Source organism: Corynebacterium antarcticum (genome assembly GCF_016595285.2).
GTDB classification, from domain to species: Bacteria; Actinomycetota; Actinomycetes; order Mycobacteriales; family Mycobacteriaceae; genus Corynebacterium; species Corynebacterium antarcticum.
Window position 1 is genome coordinate 63,943 of record NZ_JAENIP020000003.1, and the last position, 22,837, is coordinate 86,779.

20 protein-coding genes are annotated in these 22,837 nt (G+C 67.6%); 9 read left to right on the forward strand and 11 right to left on the reverse strand.

Annotation, left to right across the window (positions count from 1 at the left end):
- Positions 1 to 13: 13 nt before the first annotated feature.
- The 3 genes from JIM95_RS07645 to pgi all read right to left on the reverse strand — a co-directional run bounded on the left by JIM95_RS07645 (position 14) and on the right by pgi (position 6,760).
- On the reverse strand, positions 14 to 2,983 hold the full coding sequence (locus JIM95_RS07645) for a restriction endonuclease (RefSeq protein ID WP_200259596.1): 2,970 nt from the start codon (positions 2,981 to 2,983) through the stop codon (positions 14 to 16).
- Positions 2,984 to 2,995: 12 nt separating this feature from the next.
- Entirely contained in the window at positions 2,996 to 4,831 is a 1,836-nt protein-coding gene (locus JIM95_RS07650; RefSeq protein ID WP_248702953.1) for a site-specific DNA-methyltransferase, read from the reverse strand.
- A 288-nt stretch (positions 4,832 to 5,119) separates the two neighbouring features.
- Complete coding sequence (gene pgi / locus JIM95_RS07655) at positions 5,120 to 6,760, reverse strand: glucose-6-phosphate isomerase (RefSeq protein WP_200259599.1); 1,641 nt, start codon at positions 6,758 to 6,760, stop codon at positions 5,120 to 5,122.
- 286 nt (positions 6,761 to 7,046) lie between these two features.
- On the opposite strand from pgi, the gene JIM95_RS07660 reads away from it, so the two are divergent.
- On the forward strand, positions 7,047 to 8,528 hold the full coding sequence (locus tag JIM95_RS07660) for an NAD-dependent succinate-semialdehyde dehydrogenase (RefSeq protein WP_200259602.1): 1,482 nt from the start codon (positions 7,047 to 7,049) through the stop codon (positions 8,526 to 8,528).
- A gap of 222 nt (positions 8,529 to 8,750) precedes the next feature.
- Positions 8,751 to 9,023 (forward strand): hypothetical protein, encoded by a 273-nt coding sequence (locus tag JIM95_RS07665; RefSeq protein ID WP_200259605.1) that lies wholly within the window; start codon positions 8,751 to 8,753, stop codon positions 9,021 to 9,023.
- 21 nt (positions 9,024 to 9,044) lie between these two features.
- On the opposite strand, the gene JIM95_RS07670 is transcribed toward JIM95_RS07665, so the two are convergent.
- The gene (locus JIM95_RS07670; protein WP_198737585.1) at positions 9,045 to 9,344 is read right to left on the reverse strand and encodes a chorismate mutase; all 300 of its coding nucleotides are present in this window, start codon (positions 9,342 to 9,344) and stop codon (positions 9,045 to 9,047) included.
- A 138-nt stretch (positions 9,345 to 9,482) separates the two neighbouring features.
- Between JIM95_RS07670 and JIM95_RS07675 the strand changes: the two genes are divergently transcribed.
- Positions 9,483 to 11,996 (forward strand): UvrD-helicase domain-containing protein, encoded by a 2,514-nt coding sequence (locus JIM95_RS07675; RefSeq protein ID WP_200259608.1) that lies wholly within the window; start codon positions 9,483 to 9,485, stop codon positions 11,994 to 11,996.
- 90 nt (positions 11,997 to 12,086) lie between these two features.
- Here the strand turns inward: JIM95_RS07675 and JIM95_RS07680 are convergent, their stop codons facing one another.
- On the reverse strand, positions 12,087 to 12,830 hold the full coding sequence (locus JIM95_RS07680; RefSeq protein ID WP_200259611.1) for a M23 family metallopeptidase: 744 nt from the start codon (positions 12,828 to 12,830) through the stop codon (positions 12,087 to 12,089).
- A gap of 525 nt (positions 12,831 to 13,355) precedes the next feature.
- On the opposite strand from JIM95_RS07680, the gene JIM95_RS07685 reads away from it, so the two are divergent.
- The 4 genes from JIM95_RS07685 to JIM95_RS07700 all read left to right on the forward strand — a co-directional run bounded on the left by JIM95_RS07685 (position 13,356) and on the right by JIM95_RS07700 (position 18,301).
- The gene (locus JIM95_RS07685) at positions 13,356 to 14,984 is read left to right on the forward strand and encodes a cell division protein PerM (RefSeq protein WP_200259614.1); all 1,629 of its coding nucleotides are present in this window, start codon (positions 13,356 to 13,358) and stop codon (positions 14,982 to 14,984) included.
- A 67-nt stretch (positions 14,985 to 15,051) separates the two neighbouring features.
- Positions 15,052 to 15,654: a phosphoribosylglycinamide formyltransferase gene (gene purN, locus JIM95_RS07690; protein ID WP_200260129.1), complete on the forward strand. Its 603-nt coding sequence runs from the start codon at positions 15,052 to 15,054 to the stop codon at positions 15,652 to 15,654.
- 95 nt (positions 15,655 to 15,749) lie between these two features.
- Positions 15,750 to 17,306, forward strand: coding sequence for a bifunctional phosphoribosylaminoimidazolecarboxamide formyltransferase/IMP cyclohydrolase (gene purH, locus JIM95_RS07695; RefSeq protein WP_200259617.1), 1,557 nt, complete (start codon positions 15,750 to 15,752; stop codon positions 17,304 to 17,306).
- A 134-nt stretch (positions 17,307 to 17,440) separates the two neighbouring features.
- Positions 17,441 to 18,301 (forward strand): HpcH/HpaI aldolase/citrate lyase family protein, encoded by an 861-nt coding sequence (locus JIM95_RS07700; protein ID WP_200259620.1) that lies wholly within the window; start codon positions 17,441 to 17,443, stop codon positions 18,299 to 18,301.
- An 18-nt stretch (positions 18,302 to 18,319) separates the two neighbouring features.
- Here JIM95_RS07700 and JIM95_RS07705 read toward each other — a convergent pair whose 3' ends face one another.
- The 6 genes from JIM95_RS07705 to rpmB form a co-directional block, all read right to left on the reverse strand.
- Complete coding sequence (locus tag JIM95_RS07705) at positions 18,320 to 18,982, reverse strand: TetR/AcrR family transcriptional regulator (protein WP_200259623.1); 663 nt, start codon at positions 18,980 to 18,982, stop codon at positions 18,320 to 18,322.
- A 92-nt stretch (positions 18,983 to 19,074) separates the two neighbouring features.
- Positions 19,075 to 20,073 (reverse strand): putative nucleotidyltransferase substrate binding domain-containing protein, encoded by a 999-nt coding sequence (locus JIM95_RS07710; RefSeq protein ID WP_200259626.1) that lies wholly within the window; start codon positions 20,071 to 20,073, stop codon positions 19,075 to 19,077.
- Positions 20,074 to 20,326: 253 nt separating this feature from the next.
- Positions 20,327 to 20,575: a 30S ribosomal protein S18 gene (gene rpsR / locus JIM95_RS07715; RefSeq protein ID WP_198735420.1), complete on the reverse strand. Its 249-nt coding sequence runs from the start codon at positions 20,573 to 20,575 to the stop codon at positions 20,327 to 20,329.
- A 12-nt stretch (positions 20,576 to 20,587) separates the two neighbouring features.
- The gene (gene rpsN / locus JIM95_RS07720) at positions 20,588 to 20,893 is read right to left on the reverse strand and encodes a 30S ribosomal protein S14 (RefSeq protein ID WP_198737577.1); all 306 of its coding nucleotides are present in this window, start codon (positions 20,891 to 20,893) and stop codon (positions 20,588 to 20,590) included.
- Positions 20,894 to 20,896: 3 nt separating this feature from the next.
- A complete protein-coding gene (gene rpmG / locus JIM95_RS07725; RefSeq protein WP_010187624.1) occupies positions 20,897 to 21,061 on the reverse strand; it encodes a 50S ribosomal protein L33 in 165 nt (54 codons plus the stop codon).
- A gap of 2 nt (positions 21,062 to 21,063) precedes the next feature.
- Positions 21,064 to 21,300 carry a 50S ribosomal protein L28 gene (gene rpmB / locus JIM95_RS07730; RefSeq protein ID WP_198735422.1) on the reverse strand — a complete coding sequence of 79 codons (237 nt, stop codon included), beginning with the start codon at positions 21,298 to 21,300 and terminating at the stop codon, positions 21,064 to 21,066.
- An 877-nt stretch (positions 21,301 to 22,177) separates the two neighbouring features.
- On the opposite strand from rpmB, the gene JIM95_RS07735 reads away from it, so the two are divergent.
- Both JIM95_RS07735 and rpmF read left to right on the forward strand, forming a co-directional pair.
- The gene (locus JIM95_RS07735) at positions 22,178 to 22,444 is read left to right on the forward strand and encodes a type B 50S ribosomal protein L31 (protein WP_198735423.1); all 267 of its coding nucleotides are present in this window, start codon (positions 22,178 to 22,180) and stop codon (positions 22,442 to 22,444) included.
- Between the two features lie 15 nt (positions 22,445 to 22,459).
- The gene (gene rpmF, locus JIM95_RS07740) at positions 22,460 to 22,633 is read left to right on the forward strand and encodes a 50S ribosomal protein L32 (RefSeq protein ID WP_200259629.1); all 174 of its coding nucleotides are present in this window, start codon (positions 22,460 to 22,462) and stop codon (positions 22,631 to 22,633) included.
- Positions 22,634 to 22,837: the final 204 nt, after the last annotated feature.

Here is a 22,837-nt window from a genome sequence, read left to right on the forward strand (position 1 = left end):
TACAGCTCCACAATTACAGACCCCATTCTCCCGGCACCCCCACCCCGTAATTCACGCCGATCGCCGCGAAGTGCTTCCTGGCCGCGGCGATCCTCGCGTTCTCCGAGGGATCTCGCTGAGCCGGATCGGGTGCGTGTCCGGTGTCGAGGACCGTGTAGATTCTCTCCCCGCCGTCCCCGCTCTGCGCGATCGCCCAGTCGGGGCTGTACGGGCCGACCGGCGTATCGATCATGAACCCGTCGGGCAGCTTCATGAACAGTCTGACGTCCCCACGGCCGTCGAGCAGCTCGGCGAGCTGTCGCTCCGCATCCGAGTCGCAGATGACGAGGTCGAAGTCCGTCTTCCCGGTGTTCTTCACCCGGTAGGGACGGTCGATGAAGCGGTCCTTCTCCGCCTCCGCGATGGCGTTCGCCCGGAGATCATCCAGCTCGTGGACGGAGCCCCCGATCCTCTCGTACCGGACACCGTCAACCAGGAATGAGGGAAGGTGCGTGTCGATCGCATCTCTGACCGTCCCGATGAATTCGCTCGGGTTGGCGGGGAACTCGGCCAGCCTGCCGGACCCGATCAGGATGTCGATGATGGTCCTGCGGGTCAGGGGGGTGGCCTTCTGGAGCTGTCCGACGATGTCGGGCAGGGGATGTTCCCGTGACGCTGCGGCCGTGCGTGTCGCGCGCCCGGTGGCTTTCGCACCGCCACGGGTGATCGCCACGTCTGAGTGGATGACGCGGATCCGGGCCGGGGTGATCGCCGGGGCGTCCCTGATCGTGGCGATGGTCGCGTCGATCAGCTTCCCGCGGTCGAGGACCACCGTGCAGGTGGTGCGTGCCGCGATGGCCCCCCAGAATCTCCCGAATTCGGCGGTGGAATGGATCTGTCTGTTGAGCCCACGGCTGATCCTGTCCCTCCTGGACCGGGTGATGCCGTTGACGCAGGTGGTGATCCGGGCGATGATCTCCGCTTCGATCCGTGCGTGGGGATCGGGCAGCCGGAGAGTGAAACCGGATGCACCGGGGCGGAACGAGGGCTGTACCGCGCCCCTGTCGTCGATGAAGCCGGCCTGTCGCAGGTACCTGTGGATCTCCTTCGAGCGGGCGAAGCCGAGGCGGTGGGTCCCGGTGCCGTCGCTGACGGTGATGCGGGCGAAATCGCCTTCGCGCACACACCCGACCGGGACGTGGACGCTCGCGTATTCGGCCTGCAGTCCCGCGGCGAACTCCCGGTAGGACTCGTTGGCGATGACCGTCAACTGCGCCAGGCTCCGGTCGGTTTGCCGCTCACCGGCCTGGTTCACGGGCAGTCGGAGCCCACGGCCGATCGTCTGGCGGCGTTCGGTTTCGCCGCCCATCTCCCGGAGGGTGCAGATCTGGAAGACGTTGGGGTTGTCCCATCCCTCGCGCAGCGCCGAGTGGGAGAAGATGAACTGGACCGGCTCATCCGTGGAGAGCAACCGGGATCTGTCCCTCATGATGAGGTCGTAGGCGTCATCGTCCTTCCTGGTGGTTCCCGACGAATCGACGAAGGTGACGGTCTTCGCCGTGCCACCGCCCTTCCGCATCTGCGCGAAGTAACCGGCCCTCAGGTCCCGCGCAGGGCCCGGCACCGCGGCCGCCCAGTCCGGATCGCCCGCCCGCTCCTCATCGAGGATCCGGTCGAACCACCTCGCGAAATCGCCGTCGGCGTCGGCGTTGTCGCTGCCCGATCCGAGATAGTTGGCGACCCTGTCGATGAAGAAGAGGGACAGCACCTTGATTCCCTCCGGGTTCACCCGGGTAGCCTTGCGCAGGTGTTCGCGGACGGTCTCGCGGATCATCTCCCGGTAGATGTCCCCTGACGCCCCACCGATCGCCTCACCTGGGACGAGTTTCCCGGGATGGTTCGTGAGCTTCACGGACTCCGGTGCGACACTGATCTCGTCGATTCGCCAGTTGCCCGCGTACGCCGGGTTCCCGGTGACGGCCTCGAGGTCCGCGCCCGGTGTGACCCACCGCCGGGCCTTCTTCAGTGCTCCGTCGCGGCCCGCGACGACGAGCTCCAGCCGGGCCCGGAAACTCGGCTTGTTCCTGACCCCGAGCAGCCTGATGTACGGCGTCGTGGTCCCACCCTCCCGGACGGCCTCTGCGACCACGATCTGTTTGACCAGACCGAGTTCGTGGGCGTCAACGGGGTCGAGGCGGTACACGGTGTTGCGCGTGGTGCGGTGGGTGGCCGAATAGCGCAGCGTGCACATCGGGTCGAGCTCCCCGACCGCCGACTGCGACAGCAGGGACTCCATGTTCTGTGGCTCGTCCATGATGACGATGGGCCGGACGGCCCTGAGAAACTCGATCGGTTCCAGACCGTTGAGTCGGTCGCGCCGCTGGTGGATGATCCGGTTGTTCCTGTCCCCGCGCAGGGAGGTGATGGTCATCACCATGATCTGCACGCAGGTGGAGGTGGCGAATGACCGCACCTCCTCCGGCCGCTTGCCGGAGTAGACGAAGGAATCGAAGGGCTGTTCCGGGTAGAGGTCGCGGAGGTGGTCCCGCATCGTCTCGATGGAGCTCCTGACTCCCTCCCGGATGGCCACGGACGGCACCAGGACGATGAACTTGCGGAAGGCGTAGCGTCTGGCCAGCTCGAGGATGGTGCGCAGATAGACGTAGGTCTTGCCCGTGCCGGTCTCCATCTCGACGTCGAACTGCAGGCCGTCGATCAGGGAGTCTGTGACCTCCAGTCCGCCCCGGTCCTGGACCCTACGCAGATTCTCCAGGATCGTGCCCGTGTCCAGGAGCAGGTTGTTGCCCACAGCGTCGATCTCGTCCACCGGATCGACGCCGGTTCCCGGTCGCGTGCCCGTGTGCCCGGCCGACGGGGAACCGTGCCCGCGGCACACCGCGTCCTCCGGGATGTCGGACCCGGAGGGTTGCCCCCGGAACAGATCGACGACGGAGTTGATCGCCTCGAGCTGGTGGGCCTGCCTGTCGTCGAACACGAATTTCACCGCTGCGCTCCTCTACGCGATCGACAGATCGATGCCGCGGGACTTGCACAGTTGCACGAGATTCGTCTTCAGCTCATCGTCCCCGTGGAAGGTGTCCTCCAGGATGATCAGCCGTACCTCTACGGCGTCCACCAGTCCGCGGAGCTGCTCGAACGTGGGTTTGAGGTGCCGGTCGAAGTAGCCGACCACACGCCCGTGATCCACGCTGAACACCTCGAGACCACAGACGGTGGCGGCGGCGTAGGTCTCCGTCAGGGAGCCTCCGAGCTTCAGGAGAGTCTCGACGAACAGGTCCTCCGGTGAGGCGTCATCCCGCACGGATCCCCGGGCCGATTCGAGAAGAGCAACCAGCTCATCCGCGGCGACGTCCGGATCCGCACACCATCCGGTGAAGTTCGTGTCCGCCAGCGTGTAGGCCCGGAAACCCGTGTCCGGCCGGACGGCCCCGTCGCCCTGACCGGTCCCGGAGGATGCGATCCGGTCACCGGCCCGGCGAAGGCGCTCGCGGGAGATGTCGGCGATGGTCCGGAAACCGGCGTCGCGCGCGGCGGAACCTCCACGGATCGGTTCCGGCAGCTGGACCGAGATGCACCGGCGCCGACCCCCGTCCCCGGCATTGAGTTTCAGCACGGCGTGGGCCGTCGTCGCCGAACCGGCGAAGAAATCGAGCACCGTGCCGTCGTCGGGGACGGCCGCGGACACCAGGAGCTCGAGCAGTTCCGTGGGCTTCGGGTAGGAGAAGTACCCGTCCATGCCCAGCTCCGCGAGATCATTCCTGCCGTGCTCGGACAGGGCCTTGATGATGGAGTACATCTTCGACTTCGCCCGGTCCACGGGCTCGTACCGCACGACGATGTGGTTCCCCGTCTTCCCGTCCACCTCGAGCTCCAGGGCACCTGATGCCAGATCGGCGTCGATCTCCCGTTTCTTCTCCGGTCCCTTCAGCTCCTCGATCTCCTCGTAGAAGCACCGCCGTTCGGTGCCCTTCGAGTACCTTCCGAAGACCTTGCGGATCACGTCGTCGTTGCGGAGGTACGCGACGCCGTCGCGGTGGACCACCCTGCCCTGGACGACCTTCTCCCGCACGAGGTGTGGGGCGTGCGTGATGGAACGGGCGTAGACGTGGATGAGATCGTGGCCCTTGACCACGTACTTCGCCTGTCCACCGCCCTTGGCCCGTTGGTGGACCAGGGAGGCGATGAAGTTCTGCTCGCCGAACACCTCGTCGCAGAGGTCCCGCAGCTTCGCCTGTTCGTTGTCGTCGATGGAGACCATGAAGATCCCGTCATCGGACAGGAGATTCCGCGCCAGCTTGATGCGTGGGTACATCATGTTGAGCCAGTTGGAGTGGTAGCGTCCGGCCGTCTCGGGGTTGGAGGAGACCCGCCCACCATGGTCGAGCTGCCCGGTCCAGTCGAGGTAGGCGCCCACGCCGTCACGGAAGTCATCCCGGTAGACGAAATCGTTGCCGGTGTTGTACGGCGGATCGATGTAGATCATCGCGATCCTGCCGTGGTAGTGCGTCTGCAGGATCTTGAGGACCTCGAGATTGTCGCCCTCGATGAAGACGTTCCGGGTGTTCTCCCAGTCCCTCGAGTTCTTCCGGTCGGGTCTCAGGGTCGCGGTCGTCGGCACCTGAGCCATCCGCTGTGCATCGCGCTTGCCCGGCCAGTTGAGACCGAAACGTTCGGGACCGTCTGCGGCGTCGTCGTCGAGGAGCTCGGAGAGCTTGTTGAGATCGAGCTTTCCGTCGCTGATGATCTCGGGTGCGAGCTCGGCGAGTTTCCGGGCGAGTTCGGTGCGGAGGTCGGGGCTGGTGCGGGGGACACCGAGGTGTTCGTCGCTCACGGGGTTACCTTCCATCGGTCGGCAGGCGCGGGCCGAAGATGCGCGGGTCTGCACATTTTCCCGACTATACCGACAGTCCCGACCGTGGCACCGGTCCACGGTGCCCGCCGTGGTGGCCCCGGAACCCCGACGGACGGGCCCCGCGGTCCGCCTTCCCCCGGTATCCCGATCCATCGTGTCCGCTGCTGTTGATCGGGTACCGGACGGAACAACCGGACGCCGTCCCCGCCCGCGTGTCAGTCAGCGGGCCGGGACGGCGTCCGGTTGATGTCCGTGGAGACGGGGGAGTTACTTCCTGGAGCGGTACCAGTTGATCAGGGAATCGGTGGAGGAGTCCCCGGATTCGGGCTTCTCGGCGCCGGTGACGGCGGGAAGCAGGTCACCGGCCTGCTTCTTGCCGAGTTCGACGCCCCACTGGTCGAAGCTGTTGATGTCCCAGATGACGCCCTGGGTGAAGGTGATGTGCTCGTAGAGGGCGATGAGGGATCCGAGGATGTAGGGGGTCAGTTCCTCGGCGAGGATCGTGGTGGAGGGGCGGTTGCCGGGCATCACCTTGTGGGTGACGAGGTTCTCGGGGACCCCCTCGTCGGCGATCTCGGCCTTGTTCTTACCGAAGGCCAGGACCTTGCTCTGGGCGAAGAAGTTGCTCATCAGCAGGTCGTGCATGCTGCCGGTGCCGTCGGCGGTGGGCAGGTCCTGCTTCGGGCGGGCGAAGCCGATGAAGTCGGCCGGCACCATGCGGGTGCCCTGGTGCATGAGCTGGTAGAAGGCGTGCTGGCCGTTTGTGCCGGGTTCGCCCCAGTAGATCTCGCCGGTCGCGCAGTTCACGGCGGAGCCGTCGATGCGCACGGACTTTCCGTTGGATTCCATCGTCAGCTGCTGGAGGTACGCGGGGAACCGTGACATGTCCTCCGAGTAGGGGAGCACCGCGTGGGTGCCGGCGCGGTGGAAGTCCCCGTACCAGATACCGAACAGCCCCATGAGTGCGGGAATGTTCTCGCGAATGGGGGCGGTGCGGAAGTGGACGTCCATGTCGTGGAAGCCCTCGAGGAAACGCATGAAGTCCTGCGGTCCGATGACCGCCATGAGAGACAGGCCGATGGCGGAATCGACGGAGTAGCGGCCGCCGACCCAGTCCCAGAAGCCGAACATGTTGGTCGTGTCGATGCCGAACTCGGCGACCTTCTCCGCGTTGGTGGACACCGCGACGAAGTGCTTCGCCACGGCGGACTCGTCACCGTCGAACGCCTCGAGCAGCCAGCGCTTCGCGGCGTGGGCGTTCGCCAGCGTCTCCTGCGTGGTGAACGTCTTCGACGCGACGATGAACAGGGTCGAGCCGGGGTCGAGGCCGTCGAGTGCGGCGGTCATGTCGGCCGGGTCGACGTTGGACACGAACTTCGCGTCGATGCCTGCGGTGGCGTAGGAGCGCAGCGCCTTCACTGCCATCGCGGGGCCGAGATCCGAGCCTCCGATGCCGATGTTGACCACCGTCTTGATCGTGTGGCCGGTGTGGCCGAGCCATTCGCCCGAACGCAGCGCGTGGCAGAAGTCCCGCATCCGGCTGAGTACCTCATGGACGTCCGCGGCGACGTCCTGGCCGTCGACGGTGAGCTCGTCCTCGACGGGCATACGGAGCGCGGTGTGGAGGACGGCGCGATCCTCGGTGATGTTGATGTGCTCGCCGGTGAACATCGCCTCCGTGCGTCCCTTGAGGTCGGCGGCCTCGGCGAGGTCCACCAGGAGATCGACCGTCTCGTCGGAGACGAGGTTCTTCGACAGATCGACGCGCAGTCCGGCGGCATCGATCGTGTACCTCTCCGCCCGGTCTGCGGATTCACTGAACAGGCTCCGGAGGTTGGTACCGGCGAAGTGCCGGTAGTGCTCGGCGAGTGCCTTCCACTGCGGGGTGGTGGTGATGTCGTTGGGCATGGACGTCTCCTTTATAGGGATGTCGGTCGCCGGGCCGGTGCGCAGCGAGGGTGACCAGTCAGGGTGACGGGACGCCGCACTGCACCGATCCCGGTGTCGGCGTTTACATCCCCACGTTAGTCGTTCTCGCGCCGGTGGGCCGGGCCCGCGACCCAGACCGGCGCGATGCAGGTCGGGTCCCACGGGGAGGGGCCGTGGCATGTGGGGGTGTCGGGAAGCGGAGGTGCTTACCCCGGGTCGGTTACCGGGGATCACACGCCGGCGGGAAAGCGGGCATAGTGGGGGCATGACTGACTCCGCAATCAACCTGACCACACTCATCGGGAACGCCCCGAAGAAACTGTTCATCGGAGGGGAGTTCGTCGCCGCCTCGGACGGCGGAACTTTCGACGTGACCGATCCCTCCGACGGCTCCGTGCTGGCGACGGTGTCATCCGCGACCGGCGACGACGCCCGCCGTGCACTGGACCTGGCGGTGGCCGCCCAGGACGACTGGGCGGCCACACCGGCCCGCGAACGGTCCGAGATCCTCTACCGGGCCAACCGGCTCGTGCTGGACCACACCGAGGAGCTCGCGTACCTCCAGTCCGCTGAACTCGGACGCGCCCTGCCGGATTCCCGTGGCGAGGTGGCGTACGGCGCCGAGTTCTTCCGCTGGTTCGCCGAGGAAGCCGTGCGGATCACGGGGGACTACCGCCACAGCCCGTCGGGCAACGCCCGGATCGTGGTCGCCCGGCAGCCCGTGGGGCCGAGCCTCGCGGTCACCCCGTGGAACTTCCCGCTCGCTATGGGGACCCGGAAGCTCGGGCCGGCGCTCGCCGCGGGTTGCACGATGATCATCAAGCCCGCCTCCAAGACCCCGCTGACGATGCTCTATCTGGCGAAGCTGCTGTCCGAGGCGGGCGTCCCGGACGGGGTGGTCTCCGTGCTGCCCACCGCGAAGGCGTCGAACGTCTCGTCGCTGCTGGAGGACCCGCGCCTGCGCAAGCTGACGTTCACCGGATCGACCGAGGTCGGGCAGATGCTGGCGTCGAAGGCGGCCGAGAACACCGTGCGTGTCTCGCTGGAGCTCGGCGGGAACGCCCCGTACGTGGTGTTCGACGACGCTGATCTCGATGCGGCCGTCGAGGCCGTCGCCACGGCGAAGATGCGTGGTGCGGGGCAGGTGTGCATCGCCGCGAACCGGTTCCTGGTCCACTCGTCCATCAAGGACGAGTTCGTCGCCGGTGTGGTCGAGAGGATGCGTCGGTTCACCGTCGGACGGGGAACCGACCCGGACACCACCGTCGGCCCGCTGTCCGGTGATGATCAGCTCGAGACCGTCCGGGACCTCGTCGACGATGCGAAGGAGAAGGGCGCGAAGGTCCTCCTCGGTGGGGACACCTCCGAGCTCCCCGACGTCCCGGAGAACGGCAGCTTCTACCCGCCGACCGTGCTCACCGACGCCCCCGAGAACGCCGAGATCCGGTCCGCCGAGATCTTCGGTCCGGTTGTCTCGGTCACGACCTTCGACACGGACGAGGAGGCGATCCGCATGGCGAACGACACCCCCTTCGGGCTCGCGGCCTACGTCTTCTCCGAGAACCTCACCCGCGCACTGGACGCCGCGGAGAAGATACAGGTCGGAATGGTCGCAGTGAACAAGGGGGCCCTGTCGGACCCGGCCGCGCCCTTCGGCGGGGTGAAGCAGTCGGGGCTCGGGCGTGAGGGTGGTCTCGAGGGCATCGACGAATTCCTGGAGACCAAGCTGATCTCGCTGCCGAGCTGACGAACTGAAGTCAACGGGAGGGGCCGCCGATCCCCGGGTCCGGTGGGCCCCTCCCACTGTTCGGTCCACGGCCCCGGGCGGGACAGGATGATCGGCGTCCGACGGGCGCGGGGTCGACGGGGAATCACCCTCCGGAGTCCACCGTACGTCCACCGCACGTTAAGGATGCCGGTGGGTATCCGGCTCATTGACACCGACCACCCGGGGCGCAAGAGTGGAGACATGAGCGACGGACACGGAAACCACATCGAGATTGACGCGCAGCTGCTGGCTGAACTCCGGGAATGCGCGCGACGGCACGATGCCGGGACGGACGCGTTGATCGAGCACGTCCTGCGGGAGTACGTGCGCCTCGAACGGATCGCGGAGCTCCGTTTCCGTTCGGGTGACGGCGACCGCGAATTCACGTCGTGGCGCGAGCAACTCGATTTCCTGCACCGGCGCGCACGCGGGAACGCGGACGATGACCCGTCGTTGAGCACCGGTCGGGGGTGATCCCCGGGAGCCGGCGCCGGATCAGCCGAGCTTGCCGCGCCCCATCCGGAGAAGGATGCCTGCCAGTGCCGGCCCCTCCTCGCCGATCTCGTCGCGGAACTGGTTGATGATCGCGACCTCCCGGCCATGGACCAGGCGGGTTCCGCCCGACCCCATCCGGGTTTTGCCGATCGCCCGGGAAATCTCGCGCCGACGCTTCACTGCGGCGATGATCTCGCGGTCGAGCCTGTCGATCTCCTGCCGGTAGAGCTGGATCTCGGCGTCGGACAACGGGTCATCGGTCCCGGAGGGGCTACGGATCTCGAAACGTTCGGCGTTCATGCACCGTATTCTGCCACGCCCGCGGGGAACCGGGTCCGGGTGGTGACGGGCAGGGGCGCACGACCCCACCGGCCCCCGAGCAGACCTCCGGGAGGGGGAGCGGAGACGGTACCGCGGGAACTGTAAGTTGGAGGAACTATGAGCACCTTGTCCGATGGAACCCAGTCCTCCTCCCCGTTCCGCTCCGGCGGTGCGGACGCGATCCAGCCCCGGGGCGGTCTCGGAAACCGATCCGGTTCGGGAACCGGCCACAGTGCCGCAGACGCGTTCGGGTCGCCGACGGACCTGGTGGACGGGCTGAACGAACAGCAGCGTGCCGCGGTGGAACACACCGGCGGCCCGTTGCTCATCGTCGCCGGTGCCGGGTCCGGTAAGACCGCCGTCCTGACCAGGCGCATCGCCTACCTGCTGGCGCACCGGGGAGTCCATCCGGGACAGGTGCTGGCGATCACCTTCACCAACAAGGCCGCGGCAGAGATGCGTGAGCGGGTCCGTGGTCTGGTGGGCCCTTCTGCGGAACGCATGTGGGTGTCCACCTTCCACTCCACCTGTGTGCGCATCCTCCGTCAGCAGGCGGCCCTGGTGGACGGACTCAACACCAACTTCAGCATCTACGACTCGGACGATTCCCGCAGACTCCTCGGGATGATCGCCAAGGACATGGGCCTCGACGCGAAGAAGTTCACCCCGCGTGCGCTGGCGAACGCGATATCCAATCTGAAGAACGAACTCGTCGACCCCTCGGATGCCGCCACACAGGCGTCCCGGTCTGCCGACAGGTTCGGGATGACGGTCGCCGAGGTCTACGCCGAGTACCAGACCCGGCTCCGGCGCTCCAACGCGGTCGACTTCGATGACCTCATCGGCGAGGTCGTCGGTCTACTGGTGTCCCATCCCGACGTCGCCGAACACTACCGGCGCCGGTTCCGCCACGTGCTCATCGACGAGTACCAGGACACCAACCACGCCCAGTACCGGCTTGTCGCCGAACTCGTCGGGCGGCCGCAACCGGATGCTCCCCATGCGGTGCCGCCGAGCGAACTGTGTGTGGTCGGCGACGCCGACCAGTCCATCTACGCGTTCCGTGGGGCGACGATCCGGAACATCGAGGAGTTCGAGAGGGACTACCCGGACGCGCGGACGATTCTCCTCGAGCAGAACTACCGCTCGACGCAGACGATCCTCTCGGCGGCGAACGCCGTCATCGCCAGGAACGCGGGTCGGCGGGAGAAGAAGCTCTGGACCGCGCTGGGGGAGGGGGATCCCGTCACCGGGTACGTGGCGGACAACGAACACGACGAGGCCCGGTTCATCGCCGCCGAGATCGACGCCCTGTCCGACAAGGGGCTGCGCTACTCCGACATCGCGGTGATGTACCGGACGAACAACGCCTCCCGCGCGCTGGAGGAGGTTTTCATCCGGTCCGGGGTCCCCTACCGCGTCGTCGGGGGGACACGGTTCTACGAGCGCAGGGAGGTCCGGGACATCATCGCCTACCTCAAGGTGCTGGACAATCCCGATGACACGGTGAGCCTGCGCAGGATCATCAACACCCCGCGCCGGGGGATCGGCGACCGGGCGCAGGCGTTCGTGGCGCTGCACGCGGACACGAACCGCATCAGCTTCCACCGTGCGCTGCTCGACGCCGCCGCCGGGGAGGTCGACATGCTGGGGGCACGGGGGCGCAACGCGATCGCCGGATTCGTCAATCTGCTCACGGAACTCCGTGAAGTGGGCGCGAACACCGTGAATGAGGAGACCCGCATGCCGGATCTCGGGGAACTCATCACCGAGGTGTGCACCCGTACCGGATACATCGCTGAACTGGAGAGGTCGAACGACCCGCAGGACGCCACCCGGCTGGACAACCTCAGGGAGCTCATCGCGGTCGCCCGGGAGTTCTCGAGCGACGCCGCGATGCGGGTCGCGTACGAGGAGATGGACGGTGGAACCCACGAAACGGAGCCCGGGGAGCCGGAGCCGGGAAGCCTTCAGGCGTTCCTCGAGCGGGTCTCCCTCGTGGCGGACGCCGATCAGATCCCGGACGACGATCAGGGGGTCGTGACCCTGATGACGCTCCACACCGCGAAGGGCCTCGAGTTCCCGGTCGTCTTCGTCACCGGGTGGGAGGACGGACAGTTCCCGCACCTGCGGTCTCTCGGAAACCCGGCAGAGCTGGCCGAGGAACGGCGCCTGGCCTATGTCGGAATCACCCGGGCGCGGAAGCGTCTCTACCTGACCCGGGCGGTGCTGCGGAGTTCCTGGGGCAATCCCATGACGAATCCCCCGTCCCGGTTCCTCGCGGAGATACCCGCCGAGCTGATCGACTGGCGGCGTGAGGAGCCCGGGGCCACCGGTGGTGGTGCCTGGGGCGGTGGAACGGGGAACTACGGTACGTACCGCGGTCGTTCGGGCGCTGCATCCGGTGGGGTGGGCGGAACCGGGCGTTCGACACGTCCACGGTCGAGCGGTTCGGGACGGCCGGCACTCAAGCTCGCGGTGGGGGACCGGGTCAACCACGACAAGTACGGCCTCGGGACGGTGCAGGAGGTTTCCCCGGTGGGTGCCTACGACTCCGCGACGATCGACTTCGGTTCGTCCGGAACGGTCCGGCTCATGCTCATGGCGGGGCTCCCGATGGAGAAGCTGTAGGTTCCGCGACGACACGACGGTGCATGAAAAAAGGACACGTCACACGGTGGAACCGTGGCGTGTCCGGGTGTCTCGGAGAAGGCTCTGTGCCTAGAGGAAGACTCCGCGCTCGGCGAGCCAGGGCAGCGGGTCGATGGCGCCGCCACCGTTGGGGTGAACCTCGAAGTGGACGTGGACGCCGGTGGAGAAACCGCGTGATCCCATCCCCGCGATGCGCTGACCGGCCGAGACCTGCTGGCCGACCGTGACCTCGATGGTCTCCATGTGTCCGTAGACCGTCACGGTGCCGTCGGCATGCCTGATACGGACCCACTGGCCGAATCCGGAGGCGGGTCCCGCGTCGATCACGGTTCCGTCCTCGACCGCGGTGATGGCGGTGCCGAGGGCGTTGGCGATGTCGACTCCGGCGTGCAGGGTTCCCCAGCGGGCTCCGAACGTGGAGGTGAGGGTGCCCTGGGCGGGGGCGGAGCTCTTCGGTGCGCGGGCCGCGAGATCAGCGGCGATTCGCTCGGCGTTGTACTGGATGGCCTTGTTGAGCTGTTCCGCGAGGTTGTCGATCGGCTTGAATTCCGCGATGTTGAGGATCTGCGGTGCTTCCGAGCTGCCGAGGACCGGTGCCGCCGTGTCGGCCACGAGGGTGTAATCGGGGGTCTCGCTCTGCATCTCGGCCGAGGCGGCCGGGTGGGTGACGTGTGCGGCGGCCGCGCCGCCTGCTCCTGCGGTGGACACCGCTCCGGTCGCTACCGCGACGAGAGCGATGCGGCTCTTGGCGTTCGACGAGACGGACTGCTTGCGGTGCGCGCCTGCGGTCTTCCGCTGAGCCTGCTTGTGCATGAAGCCTTCTTCCATCTGTTTTCCGCCACATTCGCCGGTACATCGTCTGATGCGGTGTGATGTGACCGTCTCGTTACCTACCGGTTCACAACGATAACGGTTTGTTACAAACCTGGCAAGTCATTCCCACATATTGTCTGTGAGGGTCGTCACCCCGGGTGTGAAGAGTTGTTCTGAATCTACTTGTCCGACAGCGCAGCGTTGTCACCGCGGCGCCCGACCTGGGCAACAGTACACCGCGGGGCCGGATTATGCAGGAGAACCAGGGGCATCCGACCTGCCGGTCTGACATCCTCCGGGTCCCGGGTGGCCCCGGTCCCCGCGGGTGTCCCCGGTGGGTGAGGGCCGCCCGGTCGTGTCAGCGCCCCGGGTGGCGGGGAAGATGGCACAGTTGGACCGGTGAGCAGAAAGACACGTCAGAACCCCCGCCCGAACCGTCCCCCGACGTCGCGTAGCCGACCGGGCGGCGGTCCACGGAGGACTGGGGGACCGGGACGCACCCGCACCACCCCGGGCCCGGAAGCCGTGGCGGGTACACGACCACCGGAAGACAGTTCCCTCCGGCGGAGGCTGTTCAACTTCCTGCCGGTCGCCCTGATCCCCAACGCCGTCGTCGTCGCCGGCGTCGTTCTCTTCGCCCTGTGCGCGCTGATGCTCACCGATTCCGGCTTCGTCCCGCTCGCGGCGACGGTGGCGCAACTCTGGCTCGCGGTGAACCTGGCGCCTGTGGCATCCGATTCCGCGGTGCTGTCCCAGCTCCCGATGCTCCCCGCCCTGGGGGTCGTGTGGCTGGTCGCCCACCGCGTGCGGGTGGCTGTCCGCGACCGGATCTCGATTCTGGACCTCGCCGTGCTCACCGGGTGTGTCCTCATCGTCCCCGCACTCCTGGCGCTGACCGCCGCCGTGATGCTTCTCGACGCACGCTCCGTCCTCCCGGTGGAGGTTCCCCCGCTCGCGACGGTGTTCGGCAGGGTTCTGCTCCTGCATCTCACCGCGCTCGCCATCGGGATGGGGCCGAAACTCTGGCGGGCGCTCTCGCGGAGGTTCTCGGTGCCGGCGGCGGTGGTCGACCCGGTGGTGCCGGCCGTGAGGTTCGTGCTGTCCCTCGGTGCCGCGGGGCTCGTGCTGGCCCTGGTGTCGCTCGCGGCGCACTGGCGTGTCCTGGGTGAGCTGCTCTCCTCGTTCGACGGCGGCCCTGCCGCCGCGGGTCTGCTCGGACTCAGCCTGCTCTATCTTCCGGATGCCGCCGTCGCGGGTGCCGCCGTACTGGTCGGATCCGAGTTCCACATCGGGGACGCCTCGGTGTCCCTCTACGATGCGACGGTCGTCCCACTACCGCCGCTACCTATCCTGGCGGCTTTCCCCGGGTCCGTCGGCGGATGGGCGCTCGCCCTCATCATCGTCCCGCTCGCACTGGCTGGTGCCGTTTCCCACGCGCACTGCCGGACCACCCCGCGGGCCTGGTCGGAGATCATCGCCGCCGGAGTCTGGGCGGGTGCATTCGCCCTCATCGCAGGGTGGCTGTCGGGCGGTACCGTCGGTGTCTACGGATCCAGCGGGATGATGGTCCTGTTCACCGCGGCCCTCGTGGCCGTGGAGCTCGCGGCGGTGGGCGCCGTCGTGAACGCCGTCGTCGGACTGCGGCAGCGCCGGGCCCGGCGCACCACCACGGACGGGGTTGACGACGGGACCGGGTCAGTGGACTCCGGTGCCCCGGTCGCGGAGCCCGCCGACGGTGACGGGGACACCGGGGCCGCGGATCCCGTGGAATTCGTCGATGAGGAGGACCTCATCGCGGCCGGCGGGGAGGAACCCGACGGAGAGGAACCTGACGGGGAGACGGAGACCGGAGGTTCCCCCACCGCCGGCGAACGCTCCCCGGACGCCGAAGGGACCGGCGCCGCGGACCCCGCGGACCCCGGTGAGAGAGGTGGAGTGGCGGAGAAGGACCGGGATGAGAAGGGGACGAGAGGTTCCGCCGACACCGAACCCGGGCCTGCGGAGACCGACGGGGGCCCCGGGGATTCCGCCGGTTCTCCCGGATCAGAGGTCGGTGAGGCGGTGGAGGATCCGTCCGACGGTGGGTATCCGGAGACTGCGGTGACAGGTGAGGTCGGATCCGACCCGGAGCACGGAACCCGGCCGTTGCCGTGACCGGTCGGGGCGCCGCCGGGCGCTGAAAGGTGATGCGGACCCTCAGGCCGGCCCACCGGGTACTAACATTGTCCCGGTGACCGAAGAAAGACAACTGACCAGAGTGGTGGTCCTCGCGTCCGGTGCGGGAACCCTGCTGCAGGCGATCCTCGACGCCGGTTATCCGAACTACGTCGTCGTCGGCGTCGTCACCGACAAGCCCTGCGGGGCCGGCGACCGCGCGTCCGCGTCCGGGATCCCGGTGGAGGTCGTACCGCTCACCGGGGACCGGCCCCGGACCGAGTGGGATGAGCGACTGCGGGACACCGTCACCGCGATGCGACCGGATCTGGTGCTCTCCGCCGGATTCATGAAGATCCTCGGCCCCGGGTTCCTCGCGGGCTTCCCGGGCCGGGTCATCAACACCCACCCCGCGCTCCTTCCGTCCTTCCCCGGGGCACACGCGGTACCGGACGCCCTGGCGCACGGGGTGAAGGTCAGCGGCTGCACGGTCCATCTCGTCGACGAAGGAGTCGACACGGGCCCGATTCTCGCGCAGTCCGCGGTTCCCGTCCTGCCGGACGATGACGTGGACAGTCTCCACGAGCGCATCAAGACCGTCGAACGCCGACTCATCGTCGAACTGCTCGACACCGTCGACCCCGCGGACGTGCGTGGCACCGCACCGTAGCCGCACCCCCTGAGGCACGCCGGGAGTCACCCCCGGCACCTACGCTGGACCACAACGACACAACCCCGAACGACCGAAAGGCCCACACAGCAGCCATGAGCGACGACCGCAAGGCAATCACCCGCGCACTCATCAGCGTCTACGACAAGACCGGTCTGGAGGAACTGGCGCGTTCCCTCGATTCCGCGGGCGTGGAGATCGTCTCCACCGGTTCCACCGCCGCCCGGATCGCCGAGGCCGGGGTGAAGGTCACCCGGGTCGAGGAACTCACCGGATTCCCGGAGTGCCTGGACGGACGCGTCAAGACCCTCCATCCCCGTGTACATGCGGGAATCCTCGCCGACACCCGTCGTCCCGAGCACCTCAACCAGCTCAGTGAGCTCGATGTCGAGCCCTTCGAGCTGGTCGTGGTCAACCTCTACCCGTTCACCGAGACCGTGGCCTCCGGCGCGGACTTCGACGCGTGCGTCGAACAGATCGACATCGGAGGCCCGTCGATGGTGCGTGCCGCCGCCAAGAACCACCCCTCCGTCGCCGTCGTCGTCGACCCCGCGCGCTACGGGGAGGTCGCCCGTGCGGCCGCGGAGGGCGGCTTCACCCGTGATGAGCGGGCCCGTCTCGCCGCCGAGGCGTTCCGCCACACCGCCGACTACGACGTGGCCGTCGCCGGCTGGCTCACCGGACAGACCGGCGCGGACGAGGCATTCCCCACCTGGATCGGCTCCACCCACGTGCGCTCCGCGACGCTGCGCTACGGGGAGAACCCCCATCAGTCCGCCGCCCTCTACGCGGACGTCGACGGCGCCGGACTCGCCCATGCGACGCAGCTGCACGGCAAGGAGATGAGCTACAACAACTACACCGACTCCGACGCCGCCTGGCGCGCGGCCTGGGACCATGAGCGTCCCTGTGTCGCGATCATCAAGCACGCCAACCCCTGCGGGATCGCCGTCTCCGATGAGTCCATCGCCGCGGCGCACCGGGCGGCGCACGCGTGTGACCCGGTCTCCGCGTTCGGTGGCGTGATCGCCGCCAACCGGGAGATCAGCATCGAGATGGCCGAGCAGGTCGCCGAGATCTTCACCGAGGTCATCATCGCGCCGTCCTACGCGGACGGTGCGGTCGAGGTGCTCTCCCGGAAGAAGAACATCCGCATCCTCGTCGCCGAGGCACCCGTCCGCGGCGGATTCGAACAGCGCCAGATCTCCGGCGGTGTTCTCGTCCAGGAGCGCGACCTCGTCCACGCCGACGGAGACGACCCGGCGAACTGGACCCTCGCGGCCGGTCAGCCCGCGGGCGACGCGACCCTCGCCGATCTGGTCTTCGCCTGGCGCAGCGTCCGCGCGGTGAAGTCGAACGCGATCCTGCTCGCCGCGGACGGCGCGACCGTCGGAGTGGGCATGGGACAGGTGAACCGGGTCGATTCCGCGCGTCTCGCCGTCCAGCGGGCCGGGGCGGACCGAGCCCGTGGCGCGGTCGCCGCGTCCGACGCCTTCTTCCCCTTCGCCGACGGGTTCGAGGTACTGGCCGAGGCGGGTGTGACAGCGGTCGTGCAGCCCGGAGGATCGATCCGTGACGCCGAGGTCATCGAGGCCGCCGAGAAGGCGGGCGTGACGATGTACCTCACCGGAGCACGCCACTTCGCACACTGACCGACCGATCCCGGAATCCCGCGTACGTGCGGGGGATCTCCGGCATAATGGTCCCTGAGACGCCGCACCGGCCCCCGGTGCGGCCCGGGTGTGGCCGACCCACGACCGCGCCACCGAGTGCGAGAGGACCGATGATGACCGGAACCAGCGGACAAGGCGGGGCACCGGACCCCGTGATCACCGGCCCCGCACTGCTCTTCGCCCCGGCCAACCGCCCCGAGCGCTTCGCGCGCGCGGCGGCGTGCTCGGACATGGTCATCCTCGACCTCGAGGACGGGGCGGGCTCGGTCTCCCGCGAGGAGGGGCGACGCAACATCATCAATTCGGGCCTGGACCCACGGCGGACGATCGCCAGGGTCTGCGGTCCGCAGGATCCCGGGTTCGCCGACGATGTCAGGGCGATCCGGGAAACCGACTACCGCACCGTCATCGTCCCGAAGGTGACCGACCGGATCCCGGACGAGGTGCGCGGTTTCCGGATCATCGCGCTCATCGAGACGCCGCAGGCCGTTCTCAATCTCGGCGCACTCGCGGCGGATCCCGATGTCGTGGGGCTGTACTGGGGTGCCGAGGATCTCTGCGCCTATCTCGGCGGCACGCACTCCCGGGTGCAGCCTGACGAGGGTGCTCCCGAGGACCGTCCCGGCCGCTACCGGGGCACCATGCTGATGGCCCGCTCCCTCATGCACATGCACGCGGCGGCCGCCGGTAAATTCACCGTCGACGCCGTGCACGCGGACTTCAACGACGACCGCGGACTCTATGAGGAGGCCGCCGATGCGGCCCGGTCCGGGTTCGCCGCCACCGCATGCATCCATCCCCGGCAGATCGAGGTCGTCCGTCGGGCCTACGCCCCCGAGCCCGCCCAGCTGGAGCGGGCCCGCAGGATCGTCGAGGAGGCGCGGAGACATCCCGGTGCGTTCAAGATGGACGGTGAGATGATCGACGCGCCGCTCATCGCCCAGGCCCACCGCCTGGTGGCTCGCGCGGGATAGGGTGCCCGGGGCCGGGTCTCAGCCGGTGACGAGCAGTTCCAGGGTCCGGCTGACGCGGTCCGCCGGGGCGAGACCGCCGAGGACCGTCAGCGCCGCGTCGGCGAGCATCACGGCGGTCGGGGGAAGGGTCTCCGCGGACAACGGGAACGGAACCACACCGTCATTGCTCCGCATCTCCGTCGCGGACTGCGCCAGATAGAACGGCAGCTCGATGCGCTGATCATCGCGACCCGTCAGCTCCGCCGCCATCGAGCGGAAGATCTCCTTCAACTCGCGGTGCTGGCCGTGGAAGTCCGTGAACTCGGCCGACGACGCGATGGGCAGCTGGTAGAGCCTGCCGACGTTCCAGCGGGTGGAGAGCAGCAGCCGTGCCTCCGCGGCGACGAGCGCCCAGAGCTTGAGCTCCGGGCCCGCATCCGAGGCCTCGAGTCGCTCGGCGAGAGCGAGTGACGGTTCCACCGTGGACTGCAGCAGAGTCAGGAAGATCTCCGTTTTCGAGGGGAAGTGGTAGTACAGCGACGCCTGCCGGATCCCCACCGCATCGGCGATCTGGTGCGTCGAGGTCGTGGCGAAACCCTGGGTCGTGAACAGCTCCGCGGCAGCGTCGAGAATCTCCTCGCGGGCCGTGCTCCCCCTGCGGCGGGGGCTGTTCTTGCGTGGCCGTCCGACAGCGCCAGCCATCTAGCTCACCCGCCTTTCTTGTTCGAGGACCGTGGATCTCCAGAGTCTAGCCGGTGAGCACGGGGCACACCGGCATCTCCCGGATGCGGTCGTCATGCGTCCCTGCCGTATTCCCCGGTGTCGACACCGTGGCGTTCCGCCGTGGACCGGGTGACGTCCGCGAGCATGCGACACGCTGCGCCGAAGGTGGACCGCTGAAGCTGGGGGAGCATGTCGAGGGTCGTCGGTTCATCCTGGACCCGCTCAAGCCACCGTGTGAGCGTCAACTCGAGACCTGCCTCCCACGCCTCGAGAAGGTAGTCCGCCTCGGAGGGCAGCAGGACCCCGGCCGCCCGTGCGGCGCCGATTCTCTCCGGCACACCGGTCTGGGTGCACCCGGCGGCGACTCCGGCCCAGCGGGCGATCTGTCCGAGCGGGGTGAGCAGCTGCCCCTGGACGTCGATGGCGACATCCTTGCGCGGTAGACCCTCCCGGGAGCGAACGGCCGGAGGCCGGTGCTCCACCGCCTCGGCGAGCAGCGGAGTGAAGTCCCGGCAGCGTTCGATGACCGCCCGGGTGAACCAGTCACCGGCGTCCGCGAGCAATCCCAACGCGGCCCCGTCACCGGTTCCGACCGCTGAGTCGATGCGGGCCGACCACGTGGACCTGTCTGCGGGCCCCATCGGACCCGGCAGGTGTCCGAGCAGGATCCCGGATTCCGAGACGAGTGCGGCGAGCTCCGTGGAGGGGTCACCGGTGGTGTTCTCCACGTCGGACGGGAGGACGGTCAACCAGTGGAGCTTCGCCGTCGGTGTTCCGGAACCACGGCTGTACGGGCCCGTGATGACGATCTCCGCACCCCGGGTCAGCGACACCGCGCCCGGGCTGTGGAGGGCATCGGTCACCAGGGTCGTGTACCAGCGGGTGACCTCCAGGACATCGGCACTGTGGTTGAGGGCGTTGCGCAGCAGATCGTGCGACTCCGTCAGTACTCCCCGCACGGTTGCCGCTGAGGCGCACAGGGGGGCCTGTTCAGCGAGGTCGGTGAGTGAGTCATGCAGCACGGTGTCGTCCTCCGGAATGGTCGTGTGCTCGAGGATCTTCCGACTCAATTTACCAGCACCGGCCGGAGACACCGGTGATCGACGTCGGCACCGGGTCCGGACACACGAAAACCGGCCCGCAAGCGCCACTACCCGGTGAAGGGGTGGTTGTTGCGGGCCGGTTGTTCACGACGGTTGTGCACCGACGTTACTTTGGCCGTGTCACGAGTGTCAGCGGCGAAAGTTCGCTGTCATCGCATAGACGCTCTTTTCAGGCGGCTGCGGAAGGAGACCCTCGCGGGTCCCCCGATGAATCCTCAATCTAGCGGCTGGTGAACGGCAGAAGAGCCATCTCACGTGCGTTCTTGACCGCGGTCGCGACCTGACGCTGCTGCTGCGGGGTCAGGCCGGTGACCCGGCGGGACCGGATCTTGTGACGGTCGGAGATGAACAGCCGCAGGGTGTCGATGTCCTTGTAATCGACGCGGTCGATCTTGGCGGCCTTGAGCGGGTTCTTCTTGGGGCGGCGGGACTGCTCCATCCGCGCCTTCTTCATGTTGGTGCGCTTCATTTCGCTACTCCCTTACCAGCTGGACTTACGGACGCCCGGGAGCTCACCGCGGTGAGCCATTTCGCGGACGCGGACACGGGACAGGCCGAACTTGCGGAGGTAACCGCGGGGACGGCCGTCAGCGGCGTCACGGTTACGGACGCGAACCGGGGAGGCGTCGCGCGGCTGGCGATTCAGCTCGTACTGCGCATCCATGCGCTCCTCGTCGGAGGAGTTCGGGTTCTTGATGATGGCCTTGAGCTCGTTGCGACGCTCCGCGAAGCGGGCGACGATTTCCTTGCGCTTTTCGTTCTTGGCGATCTTTGACTTCTTGGCCATGAATTATCGCTCCTCGCGGAATTCGACGTGCTTGCGGACGATCGGATCGAACTTCTTCAGCGTGATGCGATCGGGGTTGTTGCGCTTGTTCTTCCGCGTCACGTAGGTGTAGCCGGTGCCCGCGGTGGACTTCAGCTTGATGATCGGACGGATATCATTACGTGCCATCTCTAGACCTTCTCTCCGCGAGCTCGGATACGGGCGACAACGACCTCGATGCCGTCGCGGTCGATGACCTTGATGCCCTTGGTGGACACGTTGAGCGTGATGGTCCGGCCCTCAGAGGGCAGGTAGTACTTGCGGCGCTGCACGTTGGGGTTCCAACGGCGGTTGGTGCGCCGGTGCGAGTGCGAGACGGACTTGCCGAAACCCGGCTTGCGTCCCGTGACCTGGCAAATAGCCGACATGGGTTTCTTTCTCCTAGCCGCCCGGCTACAACGCTGACCGCAGCCGCTCCGCCTCGCTGACCTGCGTGAACAGGTGGGAAACGGGGCGCGGCCATGACAGATGTGCGGGCGATAACGAATATTTCGACAACAGCAAGGGACAACCATACCGTCAAGACGAACTTTTGCCTAATTCGCCGGTCGGCTCAGACCGTCGCTGTCTCGGGGGAGCTGCCGAACTGCACGTGGAGACCGGCGTGGCGTCGGACTCGTGGCCGGTCCATCCGGCGACTCCCGGGGTCAGCCGCTCCGGTGTGTGGGGCCGTCGTGCCGGCTGGGGCGGTGTCCGGACCGTCCGCGGGATGCGCGGAAAACCTTTGTTCCCGGTCGCGACTCTCGGGGTGTCGCCGCTCGCGGAGCCGGTCGACCGGTGCGGCCGCCGGTGCCCGCTGTGCCGCACCACGGCGTCCTTGCAATCTCCGCGAAGTGGCGACTAGGATGGACGGGTCGAATTGAATCCATGGTTCGGGTCGGTCCGGGTGTCCGCCAGGATGTGCGGGCGGACCCTCTGCGGTGGTGCCCCGCCTCTCTTATATCTAAGGAGTATCGGGCCCCGTCGTTCCGGGATTTCGGTATTCGGCGTCCTACGTTGTAGGATTCACCGATGCATACACGGCTGCGCCGCGGTATGCCCCCGGCGCGGTCGTCACAGATCTGGTCGGGGGTGTCACCAGCGTGGGCGGGTACGGTGCCGGTTCATCCGGATGACGTCGCTCGTCGAGGTGGCGTGGCAGGCCTGCGGGCACCGTTAGTACCAGTATCTGTCAGCGGCTGCACACCGCGCTCCCAGAGCGCAGTACGCCGATCAGCACACGTACGTGATCTTAAAGGGATGAGAATGAAGAAGGATATCCACCCCGACTACCACCCGGTGGTCTTCCAGGATGCGGGCACAGGTCACAAGTTCCTGACCCGTTCCACCGCCAAGAGCCAGCGCACCGTTGAGTGGGAGGACGGAAACGAGTACCCGCTCATCGTCGTCGATGTCACCAGCGAGTCGCACCCGTTCTGGACCGGAGCGCAGCGCGTCATGGACACCGCCGGCCGTGTCGAGAAGTTCCAGCGTCGCTACGGGTCCCGTGCCCGTCGCGCCAAGAAGGCTTAGAGGAGGGAATAGAAAATGGCAGTTCCGAAGCGTCGTATGTCCCGTGCCAACACGCACCACCGTCGTTCTCAGTGGAAGGCCGACAATGTCGCCCTCCAGGAGGTCAAGATCGACGGCCGTGAGCACCTGATTCCGCGCCGCCTGGTCAAGGCCGCGCAGTTGGGCCTCGTCGAGGTCGAGCAGTTCTGAGGTAACGGTCCCCCGGCCGCGGTCGGGAGGCCCTTCCCGGACCCGCCCCCGCACATCTTGTGCGGGGGCGGGTTTCTCACGTCCCCGGCTGGGGTGTGTCTCCGTGTCCCGCGGCGTCGCGGCGCCGGAATGATCGGGGCGCCCGCCATCCGTCCGCGGTGTTTTCCCACGTCAGCGCCCGCCCCGAGGCGTGCGCGGAGGATG

Excerpts from the sequence above, each read along its gene's own strand:
- purH (WP_200259617.1), top strand. The coding sequence starts at position 15,750 with ATGAGCGACGACCGCAAGGCAATCACCCGCGCACTCATCAGCGTCTAC.
- JIM95_RS07670 (WP_198737585.1), bottom strand. The coding sequence starts at position 9,344 with ATGAACGCCGAACGTTTCGAGATCCGTAGCCCCTCCGGGACCGATGAC.
- rpsN (WP_198737577.1), bottom strand. The coding sequence starts at position 20,893 with ATGGCCAAGAAGTCAAAGATCGCCAAGAACGAAAAGCGCAAGGAAATC.
- rpmB (WP_198735422.1), bottom strand. The coding sequence starts at position 21,300 with ATGTCGGCTATTTGCCAGGTCACGGGACGCAAGCCGGGTTTCGGCAAG.
- JIM95_RS07675 (WP_200259608.1), top strand. The coding sequence starts at position 9,483 with ATGAGCACCTTGTCCGATGGAACCCAGTCCTCCTCCCCGTTCCGCTCC.
- rpmF (WP_200259629.1), top strand. The coding sequence starts at position 22,460 with ATGGCAGTTCCGAAGCGTCGTATGTCCCGTGCCAACACGCACCACCGT.
- pgi (WP_200259599.1), bottom strand. The coding sequence starts at position 6,760 with ATGCCCAACGACATCACCACCACCCCGCAGTGGAAGGCACTCGCCGAG.
- JIM95_RS07735 (WP_198735423.1), top strand. The coding sequence starts at position 22,178 with ATGAAGAAGGATATCCACCCCGACTACCACCCGGTGGTCTTCCAGGAT.
- rpsR (WP_198735420.1), bottom strand. The coding sequence starts at position 20,575 with ATGAAGCGCACCAACATGAAGAAGGCGCGGATGGAGCAGTCCCGCCGC.
- JIM95_RS07660 (WP_200259602.1), top strand. The coding sequence starts at position 7,047 with ATGACTGACTCCGCAATCAACCTGACCACACTCATCGGGAACGCCCCG.
- JIM95_RS07680 (WP_200259611.1), bottom strand. The coding sequence starts at position 12,830 with ATGCACAAGCAGGCTCAGCGGAAGACCGCAGGCGCGCACCGCAAGCAG.
- JIM95_RS07700 (WP_200259620.1), top strand. The coding sequence starts at position 17,441 with ATGACCGGAACCAGCGGACAAGGCGGGGCACCGGACCCCGTGATCACC.
- JIM95_RS07665 (WP_200259605.1), top strand. The coding sequence starts at position 8,751 with ATGAGCGACGGACACGGAAACCACATCGAGATTGACGCGCAGCTGCTG.
- rpmG (WP_010187624.1), bottom strand. The coding sequence starts at position 21,061 with ATGGCACGTAATGATATCCGTCCGATCATCAAGCTGAAGTCCACCGCG.
- JIM95_RS07705 (WP_200259623.1), bottom strand. The coding sequence starts at position 18,982 with ATGGCTGGCGCTGTCGGACGGCCACGCAAGAACAGCCCCCGCCGCAGG.